Below are 15,687 nucleotides of genomic sequence, written 5' to 3'. Positions count from 1 at the left end.
TAAACACAAACCGTCAAGTAACCAATAGGTTACTTGACGAAGAGGTTATCGAAGCCGGATAAGGGGATTACAGGGTCTGGCCCAGCGCCTGACGCAGATACGCGCCCGCGCCCAGCAGCCCCGGCTGCGGGTGAGTGATCATAAACACCGGAACGTCGGCGAGGTAATCGCGGAAACGGCCTTTGTCTTCAAAGGCGCTGCGAAAACCGGAGTTGCGGAAGAATTCCAGAAAACGCGGCACGATGCCGCCGGCGATGTAGACGCCGCCGAAGGTGCCGAGCGTCAGCGCCAGATTGCCGCCGAAACGCCCCATCAGTACGCAGAACAGCGACAGTGCGCGCAGGCAGTCCACATCGCTGTGCGCCAGCGCCCGTTCGGACACGACCTGCGGCGTCAGCGCTTCCGGCACCCGGTCGTCCGCCTTGACGATCGCCCGATAAATATTCACCAGCCCCGGCCCGGACAGCACGCGCTCGGCGGAAACGTGTCCCAGTTCCTGACGCAGCACCTGCAACAGGATGTCCTCTTCTTCGCTGTTGGGCGCGAAATCCACGTGACCGCCCTCGCCCGGCAGGCTAAGCCATTTGCCGTCCACCGGCAGCAGGTGCGCCACGCCGAGCCCGGTTCCGGCGCCATACACCGCCACCGGCTTACCGGCGACCGCATCGGCGCCGCCCAGCTGAATCACATCCTCCGGCGTCAGCACCGGAATCGCCATGCTGACGGCGGTAAAATCGTTGATCACCGCCAGACGCTCAAACCCCAGACTCTGCCGCATGGCGTCAATGGAGAACGCCCAGTGATGATTGGTCATCTCCACCCAGTCATCGGTCACCGGGCAGGCAATGGCAATACAGGCTTCTTTGATAGTGAGACTCGCGTGCTCCGTCAGAAACAGACGAATAGCGTCTTCCAGACTGTCGTGCTCCTGAACCGCGTACTGTTTACTGTGTGACAGATGCCCATTCGCCAGTTCGCAAAGGGCAAGACGTGCGTTGGTTCCACCGACATCACCTACCAGCGCATACTGATGCATAAATTACGATCTCCCATTGAAATATCATCATGCGTACTTGAGCACACGGAGAAAACCGCGCGCCGATGACGGCAAGCACGCCCGAATTTCACTCATATTCACTGGCGGTCCATGCCATCAGGGAGACACGACATATCACATCAGGCCGTTTCTCCCCGTTTCAGCCGCAGCATAAAGTCCCGAAATGCGGGAGCCAATTCCTGAAACAGAGCCTCTTTGCGGTGGGTCATCATGACCTCGCTAAACAGCTTCAGCCCGGTGCAGAACGCAGCGACCTCCGAGTCCGGCAAAATCCCCTTTGACCGAACTTTCTCAATGATTTCCAGAATATCGTCATGATTGGTGACGTCAAACGTCAGTGCGCGATTTTGCGGCGTTTCGTCGCGATTATCGGTGAGATTTTCCAGCGTGATACGATAGTGATAAGGCATGATTTTATCCTTGCGGTTGTGCGGTTGTAATCGTGCGACTGAATGGGCGACCGGGCGTCGCCACATGGTTGATATTATCAACCATATAATCCGAATAGTTGATAAGGTCAATAAATTAATGCGCGACACCCTTGATACCCAGACCTTCGAGCTGCTGGGAGAACTGATCCACGGTTTTAAACAGCGTCTGCAGGAGAGCGACGCGCTGACGCAGACGGGCCTCGCCCCGTTTCAGGCGCGCACGCTGGGGCTGATAGCCCGCCACCCCGGTCAGAGCCAGCATTTTCTGGCGCAGTACATGGGGCGGGACAAAGCGCAGATTGCCCGTCTGCTGAAAGATCTGGAAACGCTGGGGCTGATCACCCGCCAGCCCTCGCCGAATGACCGGCGGGCGCAGGTGGTGTCACTGACGAAAAAAGGCGAGGACACGCATCGCCGGTTCGCCGACGCGCGCACCGACCTGTTGCAGCGCGCCTTTGCCGACGTGACGCCGGAAGAGCGCCGCCAGTTCGCGCAGGTATTGCAGAAAATGAAGGCCAACCTGGCCTCAATATCGGAATAAAAGCCTGATGATGAGCCGCTGATCTCAGCCTGCAGTCCCGGTGCTGTAGATATCCTTGCGGACAAACGTCCAGGCGTAATCCTGACGATTGACGGGCTCGTAGCCCACTTTTTGATACAGCCACGGCGCGGTAGAGGTGAGCAGCAACTGACGGCGCAGGCGCTGCAATCGCGGGTGGTTGACCGTGCACTCCACCAGAAAACGGCCCAGCCCGGCGCCCTGATGCGCGGGCAGCACAAATACATCGCATAGATAGCCGAAGGTGGCGAAATCGGTCACCATGCGGGCAAAGCCAATCTGGCGGCCCTGATGATAAAGCCCGAAACACAGGCTGTTGGCGACAGACAACGCGACCGTTTCCCGGTCGATGCCCGCTGCCCAACTGGAGGTGGTGAGATAGCCATGAATGATGTCCAGATCGAGCCGCTGCGAATCCGTCGAGACCTGATAGTCCTTTTTCTCCCATTGCGCTGACACGGTGTTACTCCTTTTGATCATGATGAGGGTTTATCATCCCACCAGAACGCTCACCTGAACAACGCCGACAACAACGATAAAGTCCACTCTTGCATCACACAGCAACCGCAGCAATGGTCATGCCGGCAGCGAAATCGGCGCCGCCTGTGACCTCGCGAATAAAATGCTTACCCGCCTGATGTGTTTACCTTCCCTGATATTGGCGCAATGAAATATTGCAAATAGCCGGTCTGACTCGCTCCTGGCTCTCAACATGGTCAGATCCGTTATTCTGGAAACGTGAAAAGTATCGACCGGCGAATGACTGATGGCAAAGCGGGTTAGCCGCCTCTGCTGCTCATCGTCAATCTGTTTTATGTATACGGCATGAACCGTTGACTAAGGCCGGTAAAAACTTAGGCCTGACACAGCGTCTGAATTAACGTCCATACTGCGGTTGCCGCAGTGGAGAGTGAACGATTACGGCGGCGTACCAACTGCAATCGCCGGTTCTCGATTGGCCATAACTGACGTACGGCCAGACCAGAGCATTCAAGGGAAGATAGCGCCAGTTGCGGGATGACCGAAACCCCGATACCCGACTGTAAAATGCGAAATATTGTAGTGACATGCCCAAGTTCCTGAATGACATGCGGTGTGACGCCATGACGAATTAATGCATTGTCGATTAAGGGGCGGCTACCTGAGGCATAGTCAAGTAACACCATTTCTTGATTCTGCAGATCATGCCATGTCACCTGTTTCAGACGTGCAATCTGGTGGTTCTCAGGCAATACCAGACAAAATGGTTCCTCCATAAATGTCTCCGTGTACAGGTCGGACGGTACGGAGGGTTCGATAATCACGCCAAAATCAACTTCGCCGTTCAATACCATCTGCATTGCCTGCTGTTGTACCTGATCATGGATTATCAGATTGATCTGTGGATAATTCTCAACAATCTGCGCGATGCAATCAGGCATGATTCCTGCCGAAATCGTCGGACTGGTCGCCACATGCACCAGCCCACGGCGCCGTTCTCCTCTGCTCTGGACATTACACAGTGTGGTTTCCAGCTCACCCAGCACACGGCGGAGTTCTTCCGACAGCTCGGCCCCCTCTTGCGTCAACAACACCTCCCGGGTCGTGCGCTCAAATAATCTGATCCCAAGTTCATTTTCCAGTTCACCGATACTGTGACTCATGGCTGATTGCGTCAGGGAAATCATGTTGCCTGCGCGACTAAAGCCATGATGCTCCGCAACCGCTAAAAAAATACGTAACTGTCTTAACGATATATTTGAAATATTCATGATTTTAAGTCATCGATAGATTAAAAAAAAACATTTCCACATTTAGAGCCTTGTGGTTATTAATAAATACCAGAAACAGAGCGAAGCGCAATTTTATTCTGGCAACAATGAGTCAGTTATCAAAATGACCAAAGAAACGAGTTGAATTTATTAAAAGAGGCGACAGCCAGTGTAAATAAAAAATGAATAGTTATTAATTGGTAACAACAATGTTTCATGTTGCCTTGTCGTCGACAACATTGAATCGCACAGGCAGCCCATTTCTGATGGATTGTGTAATCCTGATAGATTGTGTAATCCTGATGGAACATGTAATTCTGATGAATTGTATAAGCAGGATTTTAATCATTCTCGATTTTAAAATCGTAACCATCTGTATCCAGAAACATACCGTGATTTTTTTAAAATCAGCAGGAGCCGCATGTAACAAGGAAAAATACTTAAAAACAGAATCAATTAGCCAGGTGAAAAATAACTCATCAGACATAAATACAGCCATCGAGTGAAACCATATCGTTTGAATAAGTAAACCACTGGAGGTAAGTAAGACAATCAACACACCTGCAAATAAAATCAATCATAAACAGACAAATTAAGTAAAACACGTCGTGAATAAGTGGCCATTGTTATGGCCACATTATTCCCTTCATGTTTCATTCCAACTCTTATTTTCAAATTCTCGAAGTCAGGAGAGTGTATTATGAGTGAAAAAATAGATGTGCAGAATCGAACGGATAAGGAAATACTCGGTTTTAATCGATGGTGGCTTTTTGCATTGGCTTTTCTGGCAATGTCCGTTATTAGCCCTTATGAGTACGCCTGGTCAGTCATTGCGCCGCATTTTGCAAAGATGTATAGCTGGGAACCGACAAAAATATCGCTAATGTTCAGCATGTTCGTTATTTTTCAGGCATTCGGCACCCTGCCCGGCGGGATTTTTCGTGACAAGTTTGGACCAAAGGCCGTATCTGTCGTTGCCGGCATCTTTTCAGGCATCGGGCTGCTGGTTTGCGCATTTGGGCAGGTACTGTCGTATAACATCGTGCTCACGGTCTGGTGTATTGGCTGTTTTTTCTGCGGATTTGTCTACAACGCGGCGATAACCACCTGCAACAAATGGTTCCCCGATCACAGGAACATCACCATAGGTCTTATCTCTGCCGCTTTCTCCTGGGGAGCATTGCCTTTTATTTTCCCCATTCGAAATATTCCGGAAGATGCCCCAGATAATATCTTTTTTAATGTCATTTTTATTATGGCAGCGGTTATCTCCGGCGTTATTATTATTACAGGTCTGTTAATGAAAGACCCACCGAAAGGCTGGTGTAATTTCACCCCATCATCGGCAACAAAACATACCGTAGTAAAACGCCCTTGTGAGAAGCAATACAGTATGGGAGAAGCAATGCACACCTGGCAATTCTGGGTGTTAATTGCCTCTTTCGTTTTGGTATCTGCATCTGGTTTAACGTTTATTTCAAATAGCATCAAGTTTGCGTCAGCGTTCCACTTTAGTCTGACGGCAGGCACGGTAGTCACCGTAGGAATGGCAATTACGAGCGGTCTTAGCCGGGTTGTGGGCGGTTGGATTGCAGATAAAATCGGCATCGATAAGACCATGACTATCTTTTATATCCTGTGCGGATTGTTTTCTCTTATCGCGCTGTTTCTTGCTGAAGCGGGCAGCGCAACAGGATTTATCAGCAGCTGCATTATCTCGATATTCTTCTGGGGCGCATTATATTCCCTGTTTGCGTCAATCGTGGGTTATTACTACGGCGAAGTCGCTTCCGGCTCCAACTACGGCATGCTGTATGCCTCAGCCAAAGGGATAGGCGGGATTTATGGCGGTGTACTCTCCGCCTATTTAATCTCCACCTATGGACACCCCTTCACCATTATTACCTCTTCCGTCATGGCGTTACTTTCCGGGCTCATTCTTATTCCACTTTGGAAACATCCGCCCGTCTGGAAGGAAACGAATGGAATGCTAATAACCACACACTAACAATTTAAATTTATTACAGAAACTAATGACATTGGAAATTAAAGCGAGGTCTTATGTCTTCTATTACCGAAATTGATACTACCGTTGAGGCCGTATCAGAAAAAACAACACTGATTGATGGATTTCACCTCTTTCTGGATGCACTCAAGCTCAACGATATCGACACCCTCTTCGGCTTACCCGGCATCCCGATTACCGATCTGCTGCGTATGGCCCAGGCGGAAGGATTGCGGGTGATTTCTTTCCGGCATGAGCAGCACGCCGGTAACGCGGCGGCGGCGGCCGGTTTCCTCACCGCCAAACCCGGTATCTGTATGACGGTTTCCGCCCCGGGCTTTCTGAACGGCCTGACCGCTCTCGCCAACGCGACGACCAACTGTTTCCCGATGATCCTGATCAGTGGTTCCAGCGAACGTGAAATCGTCGATTTGCAGCAAGGCGATTACGAAGAAATGGATCAGCTGGCCATTGCCAAACCGCTGTGTAAGGCCGCCTTCCGCGTGTTGCGAGCCGAAGACATCGGCGTTGGTATCGCCCGCGCCATCCGTGCAGCCGTCTCCGGACGCCCCGGCGGGGTCTATCTGGATCTGCCGGCTAAACTGTTCTCACAAACCCTACCGCTGGATGCCGGGCGCAAATCGTTAATCAAGGTTGTAGACCCTGCGCCCCGCCAGCTCCCCGCGCCAGATGCCGTAACCCGTGCGCTTGAGCTACTCAAGAATGCTAAAAAACCGCTGATTCTGCTGGGCAAAGGGGCGGCCTACGCCCGTGCCGATGCCGGGATTCGCGCCTTAGTCGAAAAAACCGGCATCCCCTACCTGCCGATGTCGATGGCTAAAGGCTTGCTGCCGGATACGCATGAACTGTCAGCCGCCGCCACACGCTCCTACGTTTTGAAAGAAGCGGATGTGGTGCTGCTGATCGGCGCTCGTCTGAACTGGTTGCTCTCACACGGTAAAGGCAAGACCTGGGGACAGGAAAACGGGCCGAAGAAATTTATCCAGATCGATATCGCGCCGACTGAAATCGACAGCAACGTCGCTATCGATGCGCCGCTTATCGGTGATGTCAGCTCTTGCGTCACCGCCTTGTTGAACGGCATCGGCAACGACTGGGCCAAACCCTCGAATGACTGGACCGGCGTTATCGCAGAACGCAGAGCCAAAAACATCAACAAGATGGCTGACATGTTGGCCGCCCGCCCATCACCGATGAACTTCCATAGCGCATTGAGCGTAGTGAAAGCGATCGTAAAGGACAACCCGGAAGCCATCGTCGTCAGCGAAGGCGCCAACACGCTGGATTTTGGCCGCAGCATCGTGGACATGTACCTGCCGCGCAAACGTCTGGATGTCGGCACCTGGGGGGTGATGGGCATCGGCATGGGCTTTGCCGTCGCAGGCGCGGTGGTGACGGGCAAACCCGTCATCGCCATTGAGGGCGATTCCGCCTTCGGTTTCAGCGGTATGGAAGTTGAAACGATCTGCCGTTACCACCTGCCCGTCTGCATTGTCGTGTTCAACAACAACGGCATTTACAAAGGGACCGACACCAATGCCTCCGGCGGCGATGACATGGCGCCCACCGTGTTCGTCAAAGACGCACGCTACGAAATGATGATGCAGGCTTTTGGCGGCGTGGGCGTGCATGTCACCACCACGGATGAACTGCATCGCGCCATGAATGAAGCCATTGCCTCTGGCAAACCGACGCTTATCAATGCAGTGATTGATGAGACGGTCGGTACCGAAAGTGGCCGCATCACCAACCTGAACCCCGCCAAAGCGATCAAAAAATAATCGCCACGGTAATTAATGAGTAACAACGGAGATAATTTTATGAATAACAAAAAAGATCTGCCTTTGGCCGGCGTCAAAATCATCGACTTCACCCACGTTCAGGCTGGCCCGGCATGTACACAAATGCTGGCGTGGTTCGGCGCAGACGTGATCAAAATCGAACGTCCGGGTTCAGGCGACATCACCCGTAACCAATTACGCGACATCCCGGATGCGGACGCCCTGTATTTCACCATGCTCAACAGCAACAAGCGCTCACTCACACTGGATACCAAAAAGCCCGAGGGCAAGGAAGTGCTGACCCGACTGATCAAAGAATGTGACGTGATGGTGGAAAACTTCGGCCCCGGCGCGCTGGATCGCATGGGGTTTACCTGGGAGCACATTCAGGAACTGAACCCCCGCATGATCCTTGCCTCTGTCAAAGGCTTCAGCGAAGGCCACCACTACGAACACCTGCGAGCCTATGAAAACGTGGCGCAATGCGCAGGTGGGGCGGCGTCAACCACCGGCTGGTGGAAGGGTGAGAATGCCGTACCGACCATTTCAGCCGCCGCGTTAGGCGACAGCAATACCGGTATGCATTTAGCCATCGGTATCCTGACTGCCTATATCGGTCGCCAAAAGACCGGCAAAGGGCAGAAAGTCGCCTGCGCCATGCAGGACGCCGTGCTCAACCTCTGCCGCGTCAAAATGCGCGATCAACTGCGTCTGGACAAAGTCGGCTATCTGGAAGAGTACCCGCAGTATCCGCATGAACCGTTCTCCGACGTGGTACCGCGCGGCGGGAATGCCGGCGGCGGCGGCCAGCCCGGCTGGATCCTCAAGTGCAAAGGCTGGGAGACCGACCCCAATGCCTACATCTACTTCACGGTACAGGACCTGGTCTGGACGCCGATTTGCGATGCGATAGAGCGTCCAGAGTGGCGGGAAGACCCGGCCTATACCACCCCGAAGGCGCGCCAGCCGCACATCATGGATATTTTCGGCGCCATTGAAAGTTTCATTCTGAGGACCGGTAAAAACAAATTCGACGCGGTGGAATACTTTGGTAAGTTCGGCATCCCCTGTGCGCCGGTGATGTCGATGAAGGAACTGCTGCACGACGAATCGCTGCGTAAAAGCGGTTCCATCGTCGAAGTGCCGCACAAAGTGCGCGGAAGCTACTGGACCGTCGGCTGCCCGATCAAGTTCTCGAATCTCAAACCCGAGATTACCGCCTCGCCGCTGCTCGGCGAGCATACCGACGACGTGCTGGCGGAACTGGGCTACTCGACAGAGCAGATCGCGCTCATTCACACAGCCAAAGCGGTGTAAGCACGATGGCGCTCACGCTACAGCAGTTCCTCTCAGCGGTGGGTGATGCCGTGATTATTTGCGATGCCGACGGCATCATCACCGCCTGGAACCCCGCAGCCGAACGTCTGTTCGGCTTCACCCAGGGCGAGGCGCTGGGCGCCTCGCTCGACATCATTATTCCCGAACGGCAACGCCAGCGGCACTGGTCTGGCTACCACCAAACCATGCACAGCGGCACCACCCGGTACGGCACTTCGTTACTTCACGTACCGGCCCTGACGCGTGACGGCGGCACGATTTCCATCGCCTTCACCGTGGCCTTGCTGCCTGGGGAGGCGGGGCAGCCAGCCTCCATCGCCGCCGTCATCCGTGACGACACGACGTGCTTCAACGAAGAACGCACGTTGCGCAAGCGTCTGGCTGAGGCAGAACAGCAAGCAAAGCGACCGACATAAACCGCCCTAACTAAAAAGTCGACTGACGACACGCCCTGACCGTCGCCACTGACGCTCAGGGCAAACAGACCGAGGAAGGATGAAGAGCGGTGAATCACGTCGAGGTGAATTAGAGTCGAGGAGAATTATCATGAGCAAGGCATTAGACGGGATCAGAATTATCGATTTTACCCATGTTCAGTCTGGCCCAAGCTGCACCCAGTTACTCGCCTGGATGGGCGCAGACGTTATCAAGATCGAACGCGTCGGCGAGGGTGACGCGACACGCAAGCAATTACGCGACATTCCCGGCGTGGACAGCTTGTATTTTACTATGCTGAACCACAACAAACGCGCCGTCACCCTCAATACCAAGACGCCCGAAGGCCTGCAGGTACTGGATAGCCTGATCAGGCGCTGTGACGTACTGGTTGAGAACTTTGCTCCCGGCGCGCTGGACCGCATGGGGCTGACCTGGCAGCACATCCACGCCACCAATCCACGCCTGATCCTCGCCTCGGTCAAGGGCTTCGGGCCAGGTCGCTACGAGGACTGCAAATCCTACGAGAATGTGGCGCAATGTGCCGGCGGCGCGGCGTCAACCACCGGCTTCAACGATGGCCCGCCGATTGTTACCGGCGCGCAGATCGGCGATTCAGGCTCAGGCTTGCACCTGGCGCTGGGTATTGTCTCCGCGCTTTTCCAGCGTCATACCACGGGGCGCGGACAAAAAGTCTCGGTGTCGATGCAAGACGCCGTGCTCAATCTATGCCGGGTCAAACTGCGTGACCAGCAACGGCTGGAACGCACCGGCGTATTGGACGAATATCCGCCATTCCCGGATGGTCACATTGGCGACGCGGTGCCGCGCGCAGGCAATGCTTCGGGTGGGGGCCAGCCGGGTTCTATCCTCAAATGCAAAGGGTGGGAAACCGACCACAACGCCTACCTCTATTTCATCGCTCAGGCGGCGGTCTGGCCGGCGATATGCAACCTGATCGGCGAACACAGCTGGATCGAGGACGAGCGTTTCAGCACCCCCGCGGCCCGCCAGCCCAGACTCAACGCCATCTTTCAGCGCATCGAACAGTGGACCATGACCAAGAACAAATTCGAGGTGATGGAAATTCTCAACCATTACGACATCCCCTGCGGTCCGGTGCTTTCAATGAAAGAGATAGCCAGAGACGATGCCCTGCGCGCCAGCGGCACCATCGTCGAGGTTGATCATCCCACACGTGGCAGGTACACCACCGTTGGCATGCCGATAAAAATGTCCGACAGCCCGGTGGATATCACCCGATCCCCTCTGCACGGCGAGCATACCGACGAGGTTCTGCGTGAACTGGGCTATGACAGCACAGCCGTGGCGGCCCTGCGCGACAAGAACGTCATTTGATGGCTTGATACCTCTTACCGACGCTGACGGGTGAATGCCGGTGACATGACATCCCGTCTATCACCATGTACCGGCACCTCCCCAGCGTCGGGGTGGCATGGCAACGGAATGCTCAGCCGGTACACAGCCCGCATGGCGTCACGGCGTCAACGGTGAACGTGCGCTGAGCCGCGACCCGTTACGCATCGCGCTGTTTCGCCACATCGCCTTTAGCGACCTGAGCACGTTGCCCATAACGATAAGCCCACCCTTGCACCACCAGCAGCATAGTCAGCGGCAAACCGTGGAACAGCACAATCACCGCCGCAGGCGTCCACCACACATAAAACGGCGCCACCACCAGCATGCCGATACCGAACCCGGTCATCTGCATCAATGTCAGCAGGCTGAAAATAGGCAGACGCAAAGATTCCGGTTCGCTCTGCGCGCGGGAAATCAGGCTGACCTCCGCCACGCCATCGCCAATGCCCGCCCACACCACAAACACCAGCAGCCACATCAGCCCGGTCTGCTGGAAGGTCAGAATAAAACCGGTGGACATCAGCGCCACGCCGATGAAAAAAGCCCGCTCCATCGCCCGGCGCCGCCCTTGTCTGAGCAGAAAACCGCTGACCCGCGCGCCGGCGAATTTACCCACCGCCCACAGCGCCAGCATCAACCCCATGGTCTTACTGGCGCTGTCGGGAGAAATCAGTGCGGACAACACCGGGAAACCCACGTTATGCGCGGCGCTGCCAAGCGTGTCCGCCATACTGACGATCAACATGCCCGCCAGCATCGGCGCGCCGCGCAGCCCTTCTTTCAGTTGACGCCATTCGCTGAGCCGATCGCGCTGACTTACCCGCGGCTGCGGCTTTTCCACCATGCGCAGCGGCAGAATCAACAGCGCGGCCGCCAGATAGGTCGCCACGTTCAGCGCAAACACCACCGGATAGCCGAAACCGGCGACCAGCAGACCCGACACCAGGCTGCCCAGCACCGCGCCGCTGGCCGCCACCGAAGTCAGCCAGGCGTTGGTGCCGAGCCGCATCGAACTCTCCACCCAGTAGGGCAACTGGCTGTTGAGCCCAATCGCGAACATGGCGTTCCCGACCCCTACGCCCAGCGCGATCACCGGCAATAACGGCAGTTGCCACGCCGGCGGCAACACCAGCAGCAGCGAAAGCAGCGCCGCCCGCAGCAGGTCAAAGCCGACCAGCGAGGCGCGTCCCTGAAAGCGGCGGAAAAACGGCGTACCGATCAGGCTCGCCAGCAGACCGCCCGCCACCCGGCAGGCCAGAAAAATACTGACGCTCACCACGCTGTTGCTCAGCAGATAAACGTAGGTGGACAGCGCCACCATATTCAGAAACGCGCCAAAATCGGAAATAAAACGCGCGGCAATGATCAACCCGGCATTGCGCCGGGATTGTCCCATGTCGATATCATGATACTCAGCCATGACGGATTACCTTTTGTTTTCCCTGTGGTGTTCCCTGTTAACGTTCCTACGCCGGCCGAAACGTCACCAGCAATAAATCCCGGTAGGCTGACTCCGCCGTCGCTGCCGGTCGAACCGGCCCGGCGCGGTGGTACAGCTTTTTGTCATTCACAATCAGCGTCTCCAGAAACCGGCTCATCGCCGTTGCCAGCAACGGCGGGGATGCTTCCTGCGCCGAGGTGAAAATTTCAGACACCACCGGCTGCGTGTCCACACTCTGAATGAAATGCATGCAAATCCACGCCATGCCGTCCTGATGAATGCCGGAGGTGGTCGGGCTGCTGTGCCCTTTTTCCGCCCTGACCCGGAACTGATGAATATCGACGGCATACTGCTGATCGGCCGCCATCCAGGGTCGCATCATCGCGATATCCGTCGCCACGATGCGCTGTAACAGCGGGTGGCGGATAAACCCCTCTTCGGCATACTGCAGGTGGTTCGGCCCCGGTTTGTAGTCGATGTCGTATTTCACCGTGGAGCGGTAATCCGCGTCGGTATTCAGTTGCAGCGGTCGGCCGGGCTGGTGGAAAAACCGCAAAATCCGCCGTTCGCGGCAGGTGTAGTTTTTGAAGTTTTCATCCTCGGCCAGATTATCCCAGTAGGCTTTGAAGGTCTTTTCTTCCTCCGGCTCCACGGCGATCCATTCCCGGCTGGCGGCAAAATGGCAATAATCCTGCCGCGCCAGTTGCTCAACAATCCTGTCTGTATTCATAGCGGTTTTCCTGATTTAACGCATCGCGACAGGCGCGGGCGATACGCCGTCGGCGACGGCGGGCGGCATCGGGTCGATCATTGGGCGGAGGTGCTGTTGCAATGCGTCGTACAACGCCTGCGCGTCTTGCGCCGACGCGACGCGGGCCCACCCTTTAAACAGGTAATGCTCTTCGATATCGGCATCTACGTAATGCCCCACCGGATAATGGCCGAACGCCAGTACCGCCGGGTGACGCTCGACCCACGGCAGACCATCAAAACCGTTGAAATAGCCGCTGGCGGGAGGATAAATCGCGAACATCGAATAGTGTTGCCGGTGATGGGCGACGCGCTCGCAGGCCGTGCGCACCGACGCCTCAATCCCTTCCTCCGCCAGCAGCAAAGACAGGTACAGATCGTAAGGGTTCAGCCCGGCGATATCCTGAAACGCCGCGTTCACGTACAGCCCGCCCAGCCGCGGATTGATCTCGATAACCACCGGCCCCGACGCCGTCATACGGAACTCGACATGCGCCACGGCGTAAGTCAGCCCCACCGCCTGCAGGCAGGCGACGGCGTATTCCCGAATCTGTTGCTGCTGCACGTCGGAGAAGGCGACCGGCGGCGTAATCAGCAGGTTTTCCAGCACCGTGGTGTCTTGCGTGGTCAGCAACAGTTTTTCATTAATCAGCACCGGAAAAACCGCCTGCGCTGTCGCCACGCACTCCACACTGCCTTCAACGCCGTCGATGTAGGACTCCAGCAGAACCGAACGACCGGGCACATAGTGGTGTGAATATCCGTCAAGATCGGTGAAATGGTGCGATTCGCCATAGAAACTGGCGACGGACGCCCGATCGTACTGTTCGAGAAAGGTGCGGTAATAGGCCCGCAGCTGCGGCCAGTCGAGGCATTTGCGGATAAAGGCGGAAGCCGCCCCGTAGGGCGGTTTGGCGATCAGCGGGTAGCCGACCCGTTCGGCCTCGCGCTGCAATTCGGCTTCATCATGGCACAGCGCATACGCCACGGACCGGACGCCGGCCCGCGCCAGCGCCTGACGCATCAGGAACTTGTTATTACACCGGTCTATCGCCTGCGCCGCGCTGTAGACCAGGCCGTGACGCTGACACAGCTCCGCCACCAGACACCCCATCTGCCCCAGCGGCGAGGCGTGGCCGGCGTGACATAACACCGCCCGCACCTGATAACGCTCGGCCAGTTGCCGCAGCAGCGTATCCAGCGACGCCACCGAGAGCGTCGGCAGCCAGAACACCTCGTCGCTGTCCGCCTCCAGCCGCTGAGGTTGCCGGTGACCGCGCCACGCCGCCGTCAGGCACGCCAGCCCCCGGCGGCGCGCGGCGGCGAAGTGCGGCTCGCGGTAGGTATAGACGGGCACCGCGGTATCATTGACATCAACAAACAAAATCGCTTCGGATTTCATGCCGGTTCTCCCTATGTCGCTGTTAGCTGTCCTGCCAGCGGCACACATCGCCCTGCCAGTTGGTGAAACGGTAAAAACGCGTTCCGTCGATGTCTTCAAACTGCGGCATCTCTTCCACGCCGCTGAGCAACGGTACGGTGAATTTCCCTTTGGCGTGAGGCAGCACGTACTCCGGCAGCGCAATATTGGATACCCGGCGTTTCAGCCGATTCATGATGGCGATGGCGTCGCGAATCGATGCCTTGTATTCCGAAGCGCCCGGCGAAAACGGCATAAAGTGGTATAAATAATAGGGCTTGACCCCCATGCGGTATAATTCGATAAACAGACTTCTGAGCGTTTCCTCATTGTCATTCACGCCGCGCAGCAACGGCATATTGGAAAACACAATCGGCACCACCTGCTGAATACGTGTTACCGCATCGCGGAATGCGCCGCTCAATTCCAGCGGATGACAAACGTGAACCCCGAAGGCATTAACGCGGTGCCGCCGGAGAATATCCAGCAGATTATCGGTAATACGGTAAGGGTTGAAGGTCAGCGAACGGGAATGAATACGAATCAACAGGGAATCACGGATATTACGGATCGCCCCCAGACACTCATCCAGTTTGGCGTCCGTCAGCATCATCGGATCGCCGCCGCTGAGAATAACTTCCTCCACCTCGGGGGTATTTCGAATATAATCCAGCGAATCCTGAAAAGCTTTTCGCCCGGCATTCTCTTTTTCCGAATCGACCTTTAACGTTCGCAGCGCTTCAAAGCAGAACTGGCAGTAGGAATTACAGGTATTGACCATCCGTAAAATAACCCGATTGTCATATTTGTGCTGACAAATCGGCGTTTTCATTTCATGCGACAATTCCCAGTTTTCTGATTCGCCGTCGTAACCGGTTACGCCGTCATCATGCCAAAACGGCACCACCTGGCGCCACAGCGGATTATCGACGATATCCGTGTACGCGGCTTGTCGTATCAGGTCGGCATAATACGGCGTGATCTGCATTTTGCGGTCTTTGAGATTATGGACGATGTGTTGCGCCACCTCCTCGCTCCAGCCGCCGCAGGCCGCCCGTAATGCCGGCTCGTCCCGGATCGCGTTTTTCTGCTGCCAGCGCCAGTCCGTCCAGCGCGAACGCTCCTCTGCCGGGAATAACGCCAGTTCGGTTACTGATATATCCATATTACCTCCGTGATCACCGTGTTTTCAGCGATGCAAAGTCACGTCAGGCTGCTGACCATTATTTCTCTTCATGGATGAGTTCGGTATTTTTAATACCAGATTAAATCTGGCGACAATAAACGTTCGACTAACGTGAAAAGATAAAAATACGAT

Annotated in this window: 14 protein-coding genes; 6 read left to right on the top strand and 8 right to left on the bottom strand. The window is 55.6% G+C overall.

Annotated elements, in window-relative coordinates; all coding sequences use genetic code 11:
* Positions 1-67: 67 nt before the first annotated feature.
* Both glk and CVE23_RS00180 read right to left on the bottom strand, forming a co-directional pair.
* Entirely contained in the window at positions 68-1,036 is a 969-nt protein-coding gene (gene glk / locus CVE23_RS00185) for a glucokinase (protein ID WP_038920664.1), read from the bottom strand.
* Between the two features lie 140 nt (positions 1,037-1,176).
* The gene (locus CVE23_RS00180) at positions 1,177-1,467 is read right to left on the bottom strand and encodes a DUF3861 domain-containing protein (RefSeq protein ID WP_038663832.1); all 291 of its coding nucleotides are present in this window, start codon (positions 1,465-1,467) and stop codon (positions 1,177-1,179) included.
* Between the two features lie 118 nt (positions 1,468-1,585).
* Between CVE23_RS00180 and CVE23_RS00175 the strand changes: the two genes are divergently transcribed.
* Positions 1,586-2,029 carry a MarR family winged helix-turn-helix transcriptional regulator gene (locus CVE23_RS00175; RefSeq protein ID WP_100848630.1) on the top strand — a complete coding sequence of 148 codons (444 nt, stop codon included), beginning with the start codon at positions 1,586-1,588 and terminating at the stop codon, positions 2,027-2,029.
* A 24-nt stretch (positions 2,030-2,053) separates the two neighbouring features.
* Here the strand turns inward: CVE23_RS00175 and CVE23_RS00170 are convergent, their stop codons facing one another.
* A complete protein-coding gene (locus CVE23_RS00170) occupies positions 2,054-2,506 on the bottom strand; it encodes a GNAT family N-acetyltransferase (RefSeq protein WP_084682755.1) in 453 nt (150 codons plus the stop codon).
* A 395-nt stretch (positions 2,507-2,901) separates the two neighbouring features.
* Positions 2,902-3,798 carry a LysR family transcriptional regulator gene (locus CVE23_RS00165; RefSeq protein WP_038920666.1) on the bottom strand — a complete coding sequence of 299 codons (897 nt, stop codon included), beginning with the start codon at positions 3,796-3,798 and terminating at the stop codon, positions 2,902-2,904.
* Positions 3,799-4,498: 700 nt separating this feature from the next.
* Here CVE23_RS00165 and CVE23_RS00155 point away from each other — a divergent pair.
* The 5 genes from CVE23_RS00155 (at position 4,499) to frc (CVE23_RS00135) (ending at position 10,737) form a co-directional block, all read left to right on the top strand.
* Complete coding sequence (locus CVE23_RS00155; protein ID WP_038920669.1) at positions 4,499-5,806, top strand: MFS transporter; 1,308 nt, start codon at positions 4,499-4,501, stop codon at positions 5,804-5,806.
* A 53-nt stretch (positions 5,807-5,859) separates the two neighbouring features.
* A complete protein-coding gene (gene oxc, locus CVE23_RS00150) occupies positions 5,860-7,605 on the top strand; it encodes an oxalyl-CoA decarboxylase (RefSeq protein ID WP_100848628.1) in 1,746 nt (581 codons plus the stop codon).
* Positions 7,606-7,644: 39 nt separating this feature from the next.
* Positions 7,645-8,922, top strand: coding sequence for a formyl-CoA transferase (frc, locus tag CVE23_RS00145; RefSeq protein ID WP_100848627.1), 1,278 nt, complete (start codon positions 7,645-7,647; stop codon positions 8,920-8,922).
* 5 nt (positions 8,923-8,927) lie between these two features.
* Positions 8,928-9,359, top strand: coding sequence for a PAS domain S-box protein (locus tag CVE23_RS00140; RefSeq protein ID WP_100848626.1), 432 nt, complete (start codon positions 8,928-8,930; stop codon positions 9,357-9,359).
* Positions 9,360-9,489: 130 nt separating this feature from the next.
* The gene (frc, locus tag CVE23_RS00135) at positions 9,490-10,737 is read left to right on the top strand and encodes a formyl-CoA transferase (RefSeq protein ID WP_100848625.1); all 1,248 of its coding nucleotides are present in this window, start codon (positions 9,490-9,492) and stop codon (positions 10,735-10,737) included.
* Between the two features lie 178 nt (positions 10,738-10,915).
* Here the strand turns inward: frc (CVE23_RS00135) and CVE23_RS00130 are convergent, their stop codons facing one another.
* The 4 genes from CVE23_RS00130 to CVE23_RS00115 are packed head-to-tail and all read right to left on the bottom strand — an operon-like array spanning position 10,916 to position 15,534.
* The gene (locus CVE23_RS00130; protein WP_100848624.1) at positions 10,916-12,178 is read right to left on the bottom strand and encodes an MFS transporter; all 1,263 of its coding nucleotides are present in this window, start codon (positions 12,176-12,178) and stop codon (positions 10,916-10,918) included.
* A 46-nt stretch (positions 12,179-12,224) separates the two neighbouring features.
* Complete coding sequence (locus CVE23_RS00125; RefSeq protein WP_038663863.1) at positions 12,225-12,929, bottom strand: 2OG-Fe dioxygenase family protein; 705 nt, start codon at positions 12,927-12,929, stop codon at positions 12,225-12,227.
* 15 nt (positions 12,930-12,944) lie between these two features.
* Positions 12,945-14,351 carry an ATP-grasp domain-containing protein gene (locus CVE23_RS00120; protein WP_100848623.1) on the bottom strand — a complete coding sequence of 469 codons (1,407 nt, stop codon included), beginning with the start codon at positions 14,349-14,351 and terminating at the stop codon, positions 12,945-12,947.
* Positions 14,352-14,373: 22 nt separating this feature from the next.
* Complete coding sequence (locus tag CVE23_RS00115; RefSeq protein ID WP_100848622.1) at positions 14,374-15,534, bottom strand: KamA family radical SAM protein; 1,161 nt, start codon at positions 15,532-15,534, stop codon at positions 14,374-14,376.
* Between the last annotated feature and the right edge of the window lie 153 nt (positions 15,535-15,687).

The sequence above is a fragment of the Dickeya fangzhongdai genome (assembly GCF_002812485.1).
Classification (GTDB): Bacteria; Pseudomonadota; Gammaproteobacteria; order Enterobacterales; family Enterobacteriaceae; genus Dickeya; species Dickeya fangzhongdai.
The sequence above is the reverse complement of the archived record's forward strand: the minus strand, read 5'-3'. Positions and strand labels throughout refer to the sequence as shown.

Coding starts and splice junctions, on each gene's coding strand:
- glk (WP_038920664.1), bottom strand. CDS start 1,036: ATGCATCAGTATGCGCTGGTAGGTGATGTCGGTGGAACCAACGCACGT.
- CVE23_RS00180 (WP_038663832.1), bottom strand. CDS start 1,467: ATGCCTTATCACTATCGTATCACGCTGGAAAATCTCACCGATAATCGC.
- CVE23_RS00175 (WP_100848630.1), top strand. CDS start 1,586: ATGCGCGACACCCTTGATACCCAGACCTTCGAGCTGCTGGGAGAACTG.
- CVE23_RS00165 (WP_038920666.1), bottom strand. CDS start 3,798: ATGAATATTTCAAATATATCGTTAAGACAGTTACGTATTTTTTTAGCG.
- CVE23_RS00155 (WP_038920669.1), top strand. CDS start 4,499: ATGAGTGAAAAAATAGATGTGCAGAATCGAACGGATAAGGAAATACTC.
- oxc (WP_100848628.1), top strand. CDS start 5,860: ATGTCTTCTATTACCGAAATTGATACTACCGTTGAGGCCGTATCAGAA.
- frc (WP_100848627.1), top strand. CDS start 7,645: ATGAATAACAAAAAAGATCTGCCTTTGGCCGGCGTCAAAATCATCGAC.
- CVE23_RS00140 (WP_100848626.1), top strand. CDS start 8,928: ATGGCGCTCACGCTACAGCAGTTCCTCTCAGCGGTGGGTGATGCCGTG.
- frc (WP_100848625.1), top strand. CDS start 9,490: ATGAGCAAGGCATTAGACGGGATCAGAATTATCGATTTTACCCATGTT.
- CVE23_RS00130 (WP_100848624.1), bottom strand. CDS start 12,178: ATGGCTGAGTATCATGATATCGACATGGGACAATCCCGGCGCAATGCC.
- CVE23_RS00125 (WP_038663863.1), bottom strand. CDS start 12,929: ATGAATACAGACAGGATTGTTGAGCAACTGGCGCGGCAGGATTATTGC.
- CVE23_RS00120 (WP_100848623.1), bottom strand. CDS start 14,351: ATGAAATCCGAAGCGATTTTGTTTGTTGATGTCAATGATACCGCGGTG.
- CVE23_RS00115 (WP_100848622.1), bottom strand. CDS start 15,534: ATGGATATATCAGTAACCGAACTGGCGTTATTCCCGGCAGAGGAGCGT.